We start from the raw sequence: 15,716 nt of genomic DNA on the forward strand, positions 1-15,716 counted from the left end.
AACTGCAAGGGCATGCATTGGCGATGCGTTACGAGGAGATTCCTGCAATAATGCAGTTATTTTGGAGAAAAAGCGTGGATCTCCACTAGCGTTGCATTAAAGTATTCATGAAATCCATGGAATTCCTAATCATCCAGGCTTGACAGTGAAGCCGGCAACCTTTTGGCGTTAGGTCAACACTCGCTGTCCGGAAGCTTTGCACAATTATCCCGTTTGACCAGGTAACAAAGAAACCGACAAGCCTCGGAGAAAGGAAAGAAAATATTGGGTGGAGAAAATAGATCGGTTCGAAGTCATGAGACGGGCCTTAGGCCAAAGAAGCAGGCGGGGGTCCGTATGACGATGCAGTCGTTTCTGCTGACGGAAGGGTTTAGTCTGCAGCAAAATCACAGTATTTTCGTTTCCACCGCTTCCTGTCATGGATCTGCTCTCCGGTCTGCTTCACTTCTCCTAACCCCCGACCTTTACTCCCTTAACGAAAGGGATAATCGTGCAAAGCAGCATGCAGAGACAACAAGACTCGAACCCTATTGACCGTCACGCCTTGGCCTGTCTTTATGCACATCGGGTAACTTGTTGGGTTTAATGCAACGCCTATGGTGGATCTCCCGAATGTCGGCAAAAATACCTGCGCTTTTGCATCTTTTTTGCCGTAATCTTGAAAATTGGCCGAAATACCTGCATTTTTGCAGTTTTTTGATTTCTGTACGCCAACGGCGTTGAACTAGCATAAGCGAAAAAGGCGGGATCATATGAAAAAAGTCGGATTAGTCATGCGTAAAATCCAGTTTACGGAAGCCCAGGGCCCACGCGTGTTCGCGGAGCGGCTGCGAGCCATCGGCCAGGAGCTTGGCGTGGACGTCGCGTTTATTTCCCCGGAGCGCCATGTCAGCGGGCATGATTGGCTTCCGGGCTACGAGCACGAGAAGGGGGACCTGGTCAACTACGACATCGTGCTCGATCAATTATACGCACAGAACATCGAACATGTGATATATACGGTCTCCGGGTTTACGTTCCTCAAAATGTTCATCAAAAATAGCGTGTTGTTCCCGCACAGCTTCCCCGACCCGGCGCTAACCGGGTATGAAATGATGAAGCCGTTTTACGGAGTCGTCGACAAGGCGATCGTGCAGACGGAGTTTTTGCGTCGACAGTTGAACGACGTGTTCGGGGTTACCGACGTGAACGTCATTCCGATCGGCTTTGACGAGTCGCTGGCGGAACGGCATTTCGACCCGTCGGCGATTATCGAAAACCGGGTGTTATGGATCGGTCGGGACGAGGAGAACCGGCGGCCGGACCTGGTACTGGAATACGCGCGGCAAAACCCGGACAAGGACGTCGTGATGGTGTTCGGCGGGGAACGGTACAAGGAGAGCATGAAAAAATACGAGATCCCGCATAACGTTAGCTTACGATTCGCGTTAAGCCAGGATGAGGTATTTGCGCTGATGAACTCGGCCAAGGTGTATTGGAGCTGTTCCAAATTCGATACCTTCGCGATGCCGCTGACCGAAGCGCTGGCGATGGGCAAAATCGTCGTCAAGCCGGAGCACCCCTGCTACGACCATATCAGCTCGCGCCACGCTTTTGCCGGCAACGAGACGAACTGGTTTGAGCTGGTCAATATGGCGGTTGCCTCGCCTCGCAATTACTCTACGGATAACCGCGAGTATGCCTTCGCCAAGTTTTCCGCGTCGGTGATGAAGCAGGGATACCGGGACTTTTTCGAGGAGTGGTTGAAATGAAAGGACGGATGACGGAGGTGCACAACGCCGGATTGCTGGAACTGCTTGCGGCCAGCGGCTGGCCTCCGAGCGAGCAGGAACGGATGGGCGCGTGGCGATTGCGGGCGAACGGCGGCGTGACCACGCGGGCGAACAGCGTGCTGGCGGCCGGACCGTTCCCGGAGGGCGAATGGTTGGAAGAGGCGGAACGCTTTTACCGTGATCGCGGACTCCCTTCATGCTTTCACGTCAGCGAATCGTCGCCGAAGGAGCTGGATGGAGTGCTGGCGGCCGCGGGGTACGAAGTATCGATGAATTGCCTGCTGCTGGCGGCCTCCGGCCGGGAGGTGCTGCAGCGGTCTGCGGATTACGCGGTTGGCGACGCGGACGTGGCCTTCGCAGCGGAACCGGTGGAAGCCTGGATGAGCGATTTCCTGCGGATGGAAGGCTTTCAGGAAGTCCGGCGGCCGGGTTACTTGTCGATCTTCACGGCGATGCCCGCGCCCAAGGCGTTTGCGACGATTTGCGATACGGGCGAGCCGATGGGCGTAGCCACCGCGGTGATCGAAGCGGGCTGGGCCGGAATCAGCAACGTCGTGGTCGATCCGCGGCATCGCCGCAAAGGCGTGGCCGGCCGGATGCTCCGAGCGCTAGCGGCTTGGGCGCTCGATAACGGCGCGGAGGGCATGTATTTGCAGGTGCTGGAGAATAATCGTCCGGCGTTGGAGCTCTATGGGAAGCTGGGCTTCGTCGCCGTGTCGGGTTATCACTACCGGGTTCGAAAATAAAGGGATGCGGGAGGCGGCCGGGCAACGGCCGCCTTTTTTTGCGCATGCAGGATTTTACGGAAGGAACGCGAATACAATCTCTGGAATTAGAAGCCGGGATGCCTACATAGGAATAAAGTATCCCGAAGTGCAGGAAGAAGCTGCCGGATGGTTTGGTCTTCAATTACCGTGTAAGCGTTTTACTTATTGCGAATCCATGGGCAGAAACGGAGGAGATTGCGAATGACACTGGTGGAGCAATTGGGGTATGAGCAGGGGGCGAGGCTGTTAATCGTCAATGCGGATGATTTCGGAATGTGCCACGCGGAGAACGCGGCGATCATGCAATTGCTTGAGGAAGGCGCGGTATCCTCGGCCACGGTCATGGTCCCCTGCGCCTGGGCCAAGGAAGCGGCCGCCTGGAGCGCCGCGCATCCCGAATACGACGTAGGGGTGCATTTGACGTTTACGAGCGAATGGAGCGTTTATAAATGGGGCCCGGTTACCCGCAGCGGCGATGTCGGTACGCTGGTGACGGAAGAGGGCTATTTTCCGGCCGATATTACGGCATTCGAGCTGCAAGCCGGACGGCCGCAGGTTCGCCTGGAAGTGTTGAGCCAGATCGAAACGGCGTTGGCGCTGGGGCTTGCGCCCACCCATCTCGACAACCATATGGGCAGCCTGTACGGATTGGCCGCCGGCAACCATTTCCTTGACGTGGTGTTCGAGGCCTGCGTCCGCTACGGCCTGCCGTTCCGGATGCCGCGTTCGCTGCCGAATATGGGCAAGGTGCCGCCGGAGGCCGCCGAGATTGCCCGCCAGGTCGCCGAATTGGCCGATCGCATGGGCGTCGTGATTCTCGATGATCTGATCGGCCTCCCCTTCGGCAAACAGCCCGGGGAAACCTATGAAAGCTATAAGCGGGATATGATCGCCGCTTTACGCGCTTTGCGTCCCGGCGTGTCCGAAATCATCATTCATCCCGCACTGGCGACGGAGGAACTCAAGGCCATTCATGGCGAATGGGAGAAGCGGCAGTGGGACTTCCAGCTGTTCCGCGACCCGGAGGTCAAGGCGGTCATTGCCGCCGAAGGGATCGAGATGATCCGCTGGAAGGATCTGCAGAAGCTGCAGCACGGGCGTTAACGCGGCCGGACAAAAAAAGGGGGAGACGCTTATGCAACCGATCGGGACCCGGGAGACGAAGCGGGAGCTTAGAAAAGTGGCCTACAGTTCAGGAAATCTGGCGGTCAATTTAATGTCGCAGGCGTTTGCGACTTATCTCGTCTACTACTATGTCGACGTGCTTGGCGTTCGTCCGGCCTGGATCAGCCTGGCCATGGTGTTCCACGGGATCCTGAACGCCGTCCTGAATCCGCTGATCGGCCATTTGTCCGACCGGACCCGGACCCGCTTCGGCAGGCGCATCCCGTACATCGCCTTCGGGCTGATCCCGCTGGCGGCGGTATTCGCCTTACTGTGGACGCCGCCGGCGGTCGAAGGATGGGCGTTTCCCTATTTCATCGGCACCGTAATTTTATATGATGCGCTGTTCGTGATGGTGGTATTGAACTATTCGTCGTTATTTCCGGAAATGTTCCACAGCATCCGGGACCGGGCCTACGTCTCTTCATGGCGGCAGATGCTGGGCATCGTCGGCATGATCGTGGGCGTGGCGATTCCGCCCCTCCTGTATTCGCAAATCGGTTGGGGTGCGATGGGCGGCATTTTTGCCCTGGTGGCCGCCGCCTTTTTGGCCCTGTCGCTATGGGGCAGCCGGGAGAATCCGTCCGCGCCCCGGGGGGCGTTCCGCTTAACGGAAGCTGTCCGCTATACCCTTGGAAACCGGGCCTTCGTGCTGTACGTCATCGGCAGCTTCCTGGTGCAATTTACGTTTGCGCTGCTGCCGGCCGGCATTCCGTTCTATACGAAATACGTGCTGGGGCGGGAAGAAAGCTTCAACACGATACTGCTGGGGGCGATCTTTCTGGCGGCTATCCCCTGCGTATTCCTGTGGGGGCGATTGACGGCCAAATTCGGCGCAAGGCGCGGCGCGCTGGCCGCGGTAGGCTGCTATTTGGCCGCGTTGCTGCCTTTTGGCCTAGTGACGCAGTCGGGCGGAGCCATCGGGACGGCCGCCGCCGTGGGGATCGGGCTGGCCGGGCTGATGGTGCTACTGGACGTCATGCTGTCCGAAGTCATCGATGAAGATGAGAAGCGGACCGGTGCGCGCCGCGAGGGAATGTATTTCGGCATGAACGGATTTATCGTCCGATGGGGCGTATCCCTGCAGGCCGCGTGCATGGGCCTGATCCTGGAGGCGACCGGGTACGACGCCGGCCAACGCGTACAGCCGGAATCCGTCGGCTTCGGCATTCGCCTTATGCTGAGCGGGATTCCGGCTGTTGCGCTGCTGCTGGCTCTGCTGTTTTTTTACCTGTACCCGCTGGGAAGGAGCAGGATAACGGGCAAAACATCGGCCTAAACGGCGCCGTCGTCCGATTCCTAACTGGAGCTCAACAAATGTGTCATGGCTTCCGCATTCAACGGCCGGCTATAGTAATAGCCTTGGATTTGATCGCAGCCGTTTTGCTGCAGGAAGTCGAATTGCGCTTTCGTTTCGACGCCTTCGGCCAGCACCGTCATACCCAGCGATTTCCCCAACTGGATGATGGAGCGCAGCAAGGAATTGTCCCGCTCCGAGGAGGGCGTTTCCTGGATGAAGGTGCGGTCGATCTTTAGTACCTGCAGCGGAAGCGACTTCAGGTACTGGATGGAGGAGTACCCCGTCCCGAAATCGTCCACGGACAGGGAAATGCCGCGTTTCTGCAACGCGATGAGCGTTTCTTTGATCAATAAGGGGTTGTTCAGAAGTGTTTCCGTCACCTCAAGCTCCAGGAATTGCGGCGCGAGGCCGGTTTCCGCGAGCACGGACTCAACGGTGCGCAGAAACTGCGGGTGCCTGAACTGCACCGCCGAGACGTTCACGGAAATCGGCAACTGCGGCAGGCCGGCTTCCTGCCATTGCTTGTTCATCCGGCAGGCTTCCCGCAGCACCCACTCGCCCAGTTCGATGATAAAGCCGTTTTCCTCCGCAATCGGGATAAAGGTGTTTGGCGGAATGTATCCCAAGAAGGGCTCGTTCCAGCGGATCAGCGCCTCGAATCCGGTCAACGTGGCGGCGGCGGAATCGATCTTGGGCTGGTAATGAAGCTCGAATTGTCCCGCGGCCAGCGCCCGGGTCATTTTTTTCTCCAAAGTGATCCGCTCCAGCAATTGGTCCATCAGGTAGTAATCGAAATAGGAAGGGCCGTCCAGGGCTTCCTTCTTCGCTTCCTTCATGGCCAGCTCGGCATGCCGCAGCAGTTGGGGGACGTCCGGGCCGTCGTCCGGGTAAAGGCTGATGCCCATCCCGAATCCGACCTGGACCGTTTCTCCGCCCAATAAGTAAGGTTCCTTTAAAGCTTCGCTTAAATCAAGCGCCAGTGTATGTATAAACAAGGGATCGGAAATTCCCGACACCAGAATGATAAATTCGTCGGCAAAGTTGCGGCATACCAGCGTCCCTTCAGGGAGCGAGGACAGCAGAAGATCGGCCACTTGCCTAAGCAACTCATTGCCGATCCCCTCCCCGTAGCTCTCGTTGATATAACGGAACCGGTTCAGGTTCACAAGCAGCACGGCGGCCATTTTCTTCCCGGCTTCGGCCTCGATGAGTTCGGCGCGCACCAATTCACGGAACCGGCTCATATTCAGCAAACCCGTAACCGGATCAAAATGAGAGAGCTGGCGGATTCGCTCCGTGGAAGCCCAGTGTTCTTCCACTTCTTCGGTTACGTCGAACTGAAGGCCGATGAAATAGAGGGGCTTGCCTTCGGCGTCCAAAATAGGGCTGATAATGAATTGGTTCCAAAACGCGCTGCCGTCTTTTTTGTAGTTTTTGATCGTGACCGTGGCAGCCCGATTTTCCTTCATCGCTTGCCGAATCACGCCCAAGTGTTCCTTGTTGGTCTCTTTTCCTTGAAGAAAACAGCAATTCCGCATCAATACTTCCTCGCGGCGGTAACCGGTAATGTTCTCGAACCCTTGATTCACGTAAACCAGGGGGTTGTCTTCCAGGCGAGGATCGGTAATGGCCATGCCTACGCCCATGCTATCGATGGCACGCAGCAGCTCCGAGGCGTTCAGAATAGATTCAAGGCGGAAAGGGGGTACTGGTTGGTCGTCGTCCACAATAAAGGCCTCCTCGAAATGAACCGCATATGATGTAATATAATCTGACGTTGTTCCGTCATACGGGAGATGCACGCCAAAACACTTATGCTCTCATCATACATGCGGGCTGCCGCCCATGGCAATCGATTTTTTGGGGAATTGGGCCTAATGGCCCGGGTTCATTTGCTTAGGCATGTACTTTCTTTCACGATAGTGATCTTCTTCATTCTGGAGTACGCGGTCCGGGTGATACCATAGGTTTATTTACAGGCAATAGCGAGAAAACGCAGCTCGATATTTTACTGCTTTATAGCAATAGCGTGACAAAGAAATGGGCTTGTCGCGAAAAAAATGCGGATGGGCAATTCAGAACAGGAGGATGGAAATGGGGAAAGCAACCGGTTTTTTGGAATATCGGCGGGAGGTTCCGGGCGAAGTCCGGCCGCAGGAGCGCATCGGCTCCTGGCAGGAATTTGCCGTGCCGCTGGATGAGGATAAGCTGAGAACGCAGGGGGCTCGATGCATGGACTGCGGGACTCCGTTTTGCCATGCAGGCAGGCTGCTGTCGGGAATGGCTTCCGGCTGTCCGGCGCATAATCTGATTCCGGAATGGAATGATCTTGTCTACCGCGGAAGCTGGAAAGAAGCGCTGAAACGGCTGCACAAGACGAGCAATTTCCCCGAGTTTACCGGACGGGTATGCCCGGCCCCGTGCGAAGGAGCATGCACCGTCGGCAAGAGCGGTTCGCCCGTGACGATCAAAAGCATCGAGAAGGCGATCGTCGACCGCGGTTTCGCCGAGGGGTGGATCCAGCCGCGGACTCCGGCTGCGCCCAGCGGCAAGAAGGTAGCGGTGGTTGGCTCCGGCCCGGCCGGATTGGCCTGCGCCGATCAATTGAACAAAGCCGGGCATGCCGTCACTGTGTACGAACGGGCTGACCGGATCGGCGGCTTGCTGATGTATGGCATTCCCAACATGAAGCTGGAGAAGACGATCGTGCAGCGCCGCGTAGATCTGCTGGCCGCGGAGGGGATCCGCTTTGTGACCGGCGTGGAAATCGGCAAGGATCTTCCCGCGGATCGTCTGCGGTCCGAGTATGACGCCGTCGTGTTGTGCGGCGGGGCAACCCAAGCTCGGGATTTGCGGGTGGAGGGCCGGGAGCTGGCCGGTATCCATCAGGCGATGGAGTTTCTGTCCCGGAATACGAAAAGCTTGCTGGACTCGGGTCTGGAGGACGGACAGTTTCTGTCGGCCAAAGATAAACATGTCGTTGTCATCGGCGGCGGCGATACGGGAACCGATTGCGTAGCCACGGCGATCCGTCAGGGCTGTAAGAGCGTTACCCAATTGGAGATCATGCCGCAGCTGCCGTCCGCACGTCAGCCCGGCAATCCCTGGCCGGAATGGCCGAAGGTGCTGAAGACGGATTACGGCCAGGCGGAAGCGGCCGAGGTGTTCGGCCAGGATCCGCGATGTTACGAAACCTCGACCAAACGCATACAGGGGAACGAGCTGGGACAAGTAACCGGCGTGCATACGGTTCGCGTTGCCTGGCAGCAGGTCGACGGCCGGTTAACGCCGGTGGAGGTTCCCGGCAGCGAACAGGCCATTCCGGTCGATTTGGTGTTGCTGGCGCTGGGCTTCACCGGTCCCGAGAACGCATTGCCCGAACAGTTGGGCTTGGAGCTGGACGAAAGATCAAACGTCAAGGCTGAATTCGGCGAATTCCATACCAGCGTGGAAGGCGTGTTTGCGGCGGGAGATATGCGGCGGGGGCAAAGTCTGGTGGTTTGGGCGATGCACGAAGGCCGTCAGGCTGCCCGCGAGGTCGACCGATTCTTAATGGGCAGCACGGTATTGCCATAAATTTATCAACGCGAGAGACAGAAGCGGTTTCCTTTGAGCCGTTTGTCCCGAACCGTCCGATCCTTGGACGGTTTTTTCTTTGGCCGGGATAAGGGCTAATCCATAAGCAGCTTGAGCAGCTGCGTCCGGTTGCTGGCACCGACCTTTTGAAATATGGATCGCATATGCTTCTTGATCGTGACCTCGCTGAGGAATAAACGCGAAGCGATATCCCGATTGGTCAACCCTTCGGCGGCCAGAGCGGCGACTTCCTTCTCCCGGTGGGTCAAGTCGGTTCGGGCGTAGATCGCTTCTTCCGGCTTGGATTTCGGCATTCTTTCCGACGGTAATCCAATAAAGGAGGAGGCGCTTCGGAGTTCGCGGCCGGGCATCTCCCCCAAGCCGGCGCTAGGCAAATCACCGCCGCTCGGCTCGCCGTACATGGATGCCAGCGTAAACGGCAAACCGTCCGTTTGCTTCCATATGCGAACAATTTGTTCGGGGTCGGCAATGCCGCATCCGCGGAGATAGGCGACGACGCTGGTGTAATCCAGATTCGTCAGCGGCATCCGGTAAATGGCCCGTTTCCAGAACAGGGAATCCGTCCATAGCTTGGATAACGGGTTGCGGCCGGAAATTACGCTCACGCAGCTGTCTTTGATCTGGGCGAAAAAGAACTCGCGCAGCCAATCGTCAAGAGGCTCCAGCAACTCGTAGGTATCGAGAAAGAAAAACGTGGGTCCGAACTCAGCCCGCTTGTTTACGGCTTCGACGGCGGCTCTGATCAGAAAGTCGGGATCGGTAAAGGAAGGAAGTGTGCCCAGCAGTCCAAGCTGATGCAGGATCTGCTGGCTGAACTCGGCCGGCGTGGCTTTGAATCTTGCGGCATCCAGCGCGATCGCGGTAACTCCCTGGCGAGCGGCTTGCCTTTGGAATTCCTCGGCTAACGAACTTTTCCCTACGCCTGCAGCACCATAAATGCTGATGATGCGTTCCATCCTGCCGTAATGGCTCAAATAGACGGAGAAGGTTTCCAGCTCCCATTCCCTGCCAAGCAGTCTCGGGGGCCGCGCCGAATCCATCCATTCATACATTTGCATACTCATGGCTTCTCACCCTCAAACTTCTTAGAAATATCCTTTTATATTTAGAATATCCTTGGATTAAACTGCGGAATAGTGACTTTTTGTATAGTAATGTCGAAAAAACGGGTTTGAAAGTATACTTTGGGGTAATGTCTCAAATGTTGCAGTCATGATAAATTTTAATTTGTCGAATAGGAAATTTCTGTGGTCTGGGCTACATTTTTTGAAGTACTATAAGAGTATTGGGACAAAAGGACGAGATCTCGTCATTGCAAGATCATAAGGGTATATTTATTGAGGTGATGCCATGAGACAGGTTCATGTTAGAATGCTCGAACCAGGTGACGTTTTGGCCGAGCCTATTTTAAATCAACACGGAATGATTATGCTTGGCGCAGGAACGAGTTTGACGGAAGGACACATCGTGCGGCTCAGGAAGCTCGGGATCCAAACGGCTACGATCGGACTGAAGGACCCGGGGGGATCGGCCCGCGGCAACGATGATCCGGAGCTCTACACGATCGTGCGCTTCCAGGATACGAAGGAGAAGCGGGAAGCGCGCAAGCAAATCCGGCATTCGCTGGTGCGCCTGGCCGATTCCGAGCTCGGCTTCGGACGGCCGTCGAGCCCGCAGATGGAGGAGCAGTTCCGGCGGATGTTCCGCAATATCATGTACGAAATTACGAGCCACGACGAAGTGGTGGACGGGCTGATCCGCATGCAGCAGAGCGCTCCGTATTTGCTCGACCACTCCTTCCACGTCACGGCATACTCGGCGATTCTCGGCATCGCGAACCAGTATACCGGAGCCGAAATGATCGATTTATGCGTCGGAGCTCTGCTGTTCGATATCGGGATGACCGAACTGCCGGCCCACACGCTCAACCGGAGCGGGAGCTTGACCGGAGCCGACAGGGAGGTATTGCGAAGGCACCCTGAAACGGGTTATAAAATCATCTCCGGTATGGAGGGCGTCTCCATGCGGTCCGCCTTATGCGCGCTGCAGCATCATGAGCGGTTTAACGGAACGGGCTATCCGTCGCGGCTTAAGCATCGCGAGATTGACGAATACGCGCAAATCGTCGCCATAGCCGATACGTACCATGCTTTGATTTCGCGCCGGAACTATCGTTTGGCTTATACGCCGGGCGAAGCGATCGAATATTTGCTGGCTGCCGGAGACCGCTATTTCAGCCTCGATCTGATCCAAACCTACCTAAAACATATCAGCGTTTATCCTCTCTCCAGCGTGGTCAAGCTGAGCAGCGGCCAACTGGGGGTCGTGTCCTCCCTGGATTCCAGCCTGGTACACCGCCCGATCGTCAAAATCATTCGCGAAGCGGATGGATCGACCGTAAGGAACCCCTATGAAGTGGATCTGATGCGCAAGACCGATTTGGTCATTTCCGGGATCGTGGAAGAACATGGGCAAGGTCAACAAACGTCGGCAAGGAATTAAGCCGAATGTGTACAATTTGCAATAGCAACACCTGACGGCAAGAGGTAGTTTCAGGGAAAAAAAGCGCGAGTACCGGGAGTAGAACCCCGACTCGCGCTTATTTGTTTGATATCTATTGACTGACGTCGGCCAGCTCCGATTGCATCATTTCCAGCTTGCGGATGATTTCCTTCTGCCATTGCCGGTCGCCCAGACGAGCGGCGAGATTGAGCAGATCCAGATAATCGTCGATGTCCAGCCTGGTTTTTTTGCGGGCGGCTAATAATCTCATGGGCATTCGTCTCCTTATCGATCATGTTTTCGAGCAGCTATGCCTAACAGGGGCTAATCCCAGAATTAATAATGATAATCATTATCATGTAGTTCTTATTTTCATTATGCATATTTGACGGGCTCTTGTAAATAGTGGCGAGACCGTTTAATCTAAAATTTGAAGCAAAACTTTTGGATTCGGGCATGGGCACCACGGACAACGGACAAACTATTGGAAAAAGAGGGGAAAAACACATTGGAGGGGTTATGGAGACAGAATCGCTATTGAAAGTCGAGGAACTGGCGCTCAAAAAATACAAAATTTTCAAGCAAAGCCATCTTCGTTATATCGCCAGAGCTATGCTGGCGAGCATGTTTATCGGATTCGGGGTAATCGTCGCCTTCAAAAGCGGGAACTATTTCTACCTGGAGCATTCACCGCTGACGTACCCCATGGCAGCTATAACGTTTGGAGCAGCCATTATCCTGATCGCTTACGGCGGAGGAGATCTTTTTACCGGAAATACGTTTTATTATACATACGCGGCCTTGAGGAAACGGCTGCAATGGCTGCAGGTCGCCAAGTTATGGTTGTTCAGCTACATCGGCAACATCTTGGGGGCGGCCGCATTTGCCCTGCTGATCTATTTGACCGGCTTGTTTACCGACGCCTCGGTCAACAGTTTCCTGCTCAATGTGGTAGAGCACAAGATGGCCACCTCTACGTCGGAGCTGTTCTTCCGCGCGATCCTTTGTAATTGGCTTGTCTGCCTGGCCTTTTTCATCCCGATGTCGCTGCAAGGCGACGGGGCGAAGATGTTTGCCATGATGCTCTTCGTATTTTGCTTTTTCATTTCCGGATATGAGCACAGTATTGCCAATATGTGCACCTTTGCGATCGCCCTCGTGCTGGACCATCCCGGGACGATCTCCTTTGCGGGCGTCGTGCACAATCTGATTCCCGTTACGCTGGGCAATCTGGTAGGCGGCGTCCTGCTGATGGGCTTCATGTACTATTTCGCCAACAAACCTTATCTGGACGCCCAAGAGGATTCCGAGATCAAGCAAAAATAATCAAACGGTTTAAGGCCGGCCTCTCCTTTTCGAAGGGGCAGCCGGTTTTGTTTTGGGCTCGGCCCGGTCTGGTTTTGGTCCGAAAGAGGGGGGTAATTTATCCTATGTGTTCCAAGGCAACTATGATAAGATGAAACAAAATATGATAAATTTCGCGGGTAAAAGGGTGTATCTCTTATGAAGCGGATCCTCATGGGGCTAACGGTTGTCGTTCTCATCATATCGCTTGCGGCGGGGCTTGGCGTGCCGCCGGCTCAGGCGGAGCGCAAGGAGGTTCGTTACCAAACGGAACTCGATTATCCTCCCTATAAATTCAGACAAAACGAATTCGCGATGGGCTTCGACCTGGAGTTGACCCAGCTGATTTTCGAGGCGGACCGGTATGAGCTGATCTATGCCGCCTCCGATTGGGCCGATGCTTATCAAGGCGTCGTCGGCGGGAAGGTGGACACGGCGGGCCTGATGGCGGTTCAGGAGGATCGGAAGCGGGAGATATTGTTCTCCAAGCCGGTCATGCGTACATACATAGGAGTTTATGCCGGGCGGGCGTTTCGGGGAAACGTTACGCAAAATACGCTGAAAAACTATACGGTCGGCGTCGGCGCCGGCCAGTATTCCGAAACGCTGCTGCGGGAAGAGGCCGGATTGTCAGATTACACGGCTTATCCTACCGTTGAGGCGGGACTGCTTGCCCTGGAACAGGGCGATATCGATCTGCTGTTCGAGAATCAGAACGTAGTCGATTATCTAATCGTCAAACGGGAGCTAACCGGCAAGGTGCATAAGGTCATGGAGGATATGTATCCGCGGGACGTAGCCTACGGGGTCAGCAAAAACTCGCCCGAGCTCGTCCGTTACATCAACGGCCGCATCGATGACCTGCGGTGCACGGGAACGTATGAGGAGATCTACCGGAAGTATTTTTATACCCACTCGGAATATTACTGGAATTCGCTGCACAACCGATTGATTCTCATCGGCTGCCTGGTAGCCGGTCTGATCGCGTTAAGCTACCTGCTGCTGCGGATTTACATTAATCGGCTGCGCCGCACGATTCGGGGGGAACGGGAATTTTCCCGGGAAGTGCTGGATCACACCGATCTGTTCATTTGGGCGGTGCAAAGCGACGGGACTACGGTGCGGCTCAATCGGTACGCCGAATGGATTACGGGGGTCAAGGAAACCGATGCGGTCGGGCGCAACTACTTGGAACTTCCCGCTTTGCAGCAGGTTTGCCGGGAAGTGGTCCCGCTGGTGGATCAGGCGATTGCCTACAAATTCGTGGAGAATCGCGAACTGAGCCTTCCCTGCGCCAACCAGGGGCGGACGAAGGCCTTTTTGTTCCGCACCGCGGTCATTCCGGGGCTAAGAGGGGATCCGGACGTATTCGTCATAAGCGGCGTCGACATCCAGGAACGGAAGCAGTACGAAAACAAGCTGCAATACAGCTATCAGGAGCTGGAAGCCACTTACCAAGAGCTCACGGCAACCCAGGAGGAGTTGGAGCGGCAGTATAACGTGCTGGAGGCCAATCAAGCCAAGCTCCGCTTAAGCGAGGAGAGGTTCAGGCTGGCTGCCCTGGGGTCCGGCGCGGCTATTTGGGAAACCGATTCGTCAATGCAGCAGTATTATGTATCCGACCGGTTGTTCGAGCTGCTCGGGTTCACGCGGGATGAGATAGAAACAACGACGGCCGGCTGGAAGTCCCTGATTCACCCCGAAGATCAAAGCCGGACCGAGAAGCTGCGCAGCGCCTACTTGGACGGGAAGGCCCCAATTTATGAAAGCGAATACCGAATGCGGAAGAAAGAAGGGGACTATCTGTGGATTCAGGCACGGGGCATGCTGCGGAAGGATGCGGGCGGCAAGCCCGTGCGTTTCGCCGGCTCGATGATCGATATTACCGACCGTAAGCGCTACGAGCTGCAACTGCAGCATCTGGCTTATTACGATGCGCTGAGCGATTTGCCGAACCGGTACTATCTGCTGGAGGAATTGGAGAAGCGGTTCTCCCGGCCGGACGGGAGCGGGGCTTTATTTTTTGTCGACACCGATAATTTCAAATTTATCAACGATACGTTGGGCCATAAATTCGGCGACCGCCTGTTGATTGAGGCCAGCTCCAGGTTATCCTCCCTGATCGGCGAGGAGGGCATGCTGTTCCGCCTCGGCGGTGACGAATTCGTCGTTCTGTTGAAGGAGCCGGGTGAGGAACGGGCGGCAGCCCTGGCGGACAAGTTGCTCCAAGGGTTCAAGGAGCCGTTTGAAATTAACGGCAGCGATGTGCACATGTCGGTCAGCATCGGGATCTCCTTTTATCCGCAAGACGGGGGCAGTCCGGAAGAAATCCTCAAAAACGCCGATGTTGCCATGTATGCGGCGAAGGAAGCGGGCAAAGGCAAATACGTCATTTTTCAGCCGGCTTTTCTGCAGGCATTTAATGAGCGCGTGCACCTGGAAAAATATTTGCGTCAGGCATTGGAGCGCCGTGAGTTTGCGATCCATTACCAGCCGCAGGTTCATTTGCGGAGCGGAAGCATTTGCGGCTTCGAAGCGCTGATTCGCTGGAACAGCCCGGAGCTGGGGAACGTTTCGCCCTTGTCTTTCATCAAAGTCGCTGAAGACAGCCGGCTGATCGTGCCGATCGGCGAATGGGCGCTCGCAGAATCCTGCGCCTTTGCCCAGCGCCTTCAGGAGGAAGGGGCAGGGGCGTTCAAGATGGCCGTCAATATCTCCGTCGTCCAACTGCTGGAGGAGGACTTCGCCGACACCGTCCTGCGCATTCTGGAGCGGACCGGCCTCGCGCCGGAGCTGTTGGAGCTGGAAATCACCGAATCGATGTTCATGGAGTCGTTGGCGTTGGATCGGCTGGTGCCGAAGCTGGAGTTGCTGAAATCCCGCGGCATTCAAATTGCCTTGGACGATTTTGGCACGGGTTATTCCTCGCTGGGTTCCTTGAAACAGATGCCGATTACGACGTTGAAGGTAGATAAATCGTTCATCGACCATGTGCCGGATCGGCGCCATAACCGTTCCCTCGCCAGAGCGATCGTGTTGATCGGCCGCAAGATGGGGCTGCAAGTCGTTGCGGAGGGTGTGGAAACCGCGGAGCAGATGGAGCATGTCCGGCGAATCAAATGCGATATCGTTCAGGGATATTACATCAGCAAGCCGCTGCCGGAGGCGGGGATCCGGGATTTGCTTCGAAGCGGCCGGGATGACGCGGTGGAAGAATAGGCCTCGTACAACATTGAATAATAAAAATCCCGCAGCGCCGACGATGGATCG

At 55.8% G+C, this 15,716-nt stretch carries 11 protein-coding genes; 8 read left to right on the forward strand and 3 right to left on the reverse strand.

Going from position 1 to position 15,716, the window contains the following annotated elements:
• Positions 1-752 precede the first annotated feature (752 nt).
• The 4 genes from ACQ4N8_RS01475 to ACQ4N8_RS01490 all read left to right on the forward strand — a co-directional run bounded on the left by ACQ4N8_RS01475 (position 753) and on the right by ACQ4N8_RS01490 (position 4,982).
• On the forward strand, positions 753-1,751 hold the full coding sequence (locus ACQ4N8_RS01475) for a glycosyltransferase (RefSeq protein ID WP_430702533.1): 999 nt from the start codon (positions 753-755) through the stop codon (positions 1,749-1,751).
• On the forward strand, positions 1,748-2,518 hold the full coding sequence (locus tag ACQ4N8_RS01480) for a GNAT family N-acetyltransferase (protein ID WP_430702534.1): 771 nt from the start codon (positions 1,748-1,750) through the stop codon (positions 2,516-2,518). Before ACQ4N8_RS01475 ends, ACQ4N8_RS01480 begins: the two co-directional genes overlap by 4 nt.
• A gap of 222 nt (positions 2,519-2,740) precedes the next feature.
• On the forward strand, positions 2,741-3,643 hold the full coding sequence (locus tag ACQ4N8_RS01485; RefSeq protein WP_430702535.1) for a polysaccharide deacetylase family protein: 903 nt from the start codon (positions 2,741-2,743) through the stop codon (positions 3,641-3,643).
• Between the two features lie 31 nt (positions 3,644-3,674).
• Positions 3,675-4,982, forward strand: coding sequence for an MFS transporter (locus ACQ4N8_RS01490; RefSeq protein WP_430702536.1), 1,308 nt, complete (start codon positions 3,675-3,677; stop codon positions 4,980-4,982).
• Between the two features lie 20 nt (positions 4,983-5,002).
• Here ACQ4N8_RS01490 and ACQ4N8_RS01495 read toward each other — a convergent pair whose 3' ends face one another.
• Entirely contained in the window at positions 5,003-6,730 is a 1,728-nt protein-coding gene (locus tag ACQ4N8_RS01495; protein WP_430702537.1) for a putative bifunctional diguanylate cyclase/phosphodiesterase, read from the reverse strand.
• Positions 6,731-7,097: 367 nt separating this feature from the next.
• Between ACQ4N8_RS01495 and ACQ4N8_RS01500 the strand changes: the two genes are divergently transcribed.
• Positions 7,098-8,579 (forward strand): glutamate synthase subunit beta, encoded by a 1,482-nt coding sequence (locus ACQ4N8_RS01500; protein WP_430702538.1) that lies wholly within the window; start codon positions 7,098-7,100, stop codon positions 8,577-8,579.
• Positions 8,580-8,674: 95 nt separating this feature from the next.
• Here ACQ4N8_RS01500 and ACQ4N8_RS01505 read toward each other — a convergent pair whose 3' ends face one another.
• Positions 8,675-9,664 (reverse strand): LuxR C-terminal-related transcriptional regulator, encoded by a 990-nt coding sequence (locus ACQ4N8_RS01505; RefSeq protein ID WP_430702539.1) that lies wholly within the window; start codon positions 9,662-9,664, stop codon positions 8,675-8,677.
• Positions 9,665-10,067: 403 nt separating this feature from the next.
• Here ACQ4N8_RS01505 and ACQ4N8_RS01510 point away from each other — a divergent pair, with 403 nt between their 5' ends.
• Complete coding sequence (locus ACQ4N8_RS01510) at positions 10,068-11,102, forward strand: HD-GYP domain-containing protein (protein ID WP_430702540.1); 1,035 nt, start codon at positions 10,068-10,070, stop codon at positions 11,100-11,102.
• 112 nt (positions 11,103-11,214) lie between these two features.
• On the opposite strand, the gene ACQ4N8_RS01515 is transcribed toward ACQ4N8_RS01510, so the two are convergent.
• The gene (locus ACQ4N8_RS01515) at positions 11,215-11,373 is read right to left on the reverse strand and encodes a hypothetical protein (RefSeq protein WP_430702601.1); all 159 of its coding nucleotides are present in this window, start codon (positions 11,371-11,373) and stop codon (positions 11,215-11,217) included.
• 248 nt (positions 11,374-11,621) lie between these two features.
• On the opposite strand from ACQ4N8_RS01515, the gene ACQ4N8_RS01520 reads away from it, so the two are divergent.
• On the forward strand, positions 11,622-12,428 hold the full coding sequence (locus ACQ4N8_RS01520) for a formate/nitrite transporter family protein (RefSeq protein WP_430702541.1): 807 nt from the start codon (positions 11,622-11,624) through the stop codon (positions 12,426-12,428).
• Positions 12,429-12,605: 177 nt separating this feature from the next.
• Positions 12,606-15,665: an EAL domain-containing protein gene (locus ACQ4N8_RS01525; protein ID WP_430702542.1), complete on the forward strand. Its 3,060-nt coding sequence runs from the start codon at positions 12,606-12,608 to the stop codon at positions 15,663-15,665.
• The last annotated feature ends 51 nt before the right edge of the window (positions 15,666-15,716 follow it).

Source organism: Paenibacillus macerans (assembly GCF_050565405.1).
Lineage (GTDB): Bacteria > Bacillota > Bacilli > Paenibacillales > Paenibacillaceae > Fontibacillus > Fontibacillus macerans_B.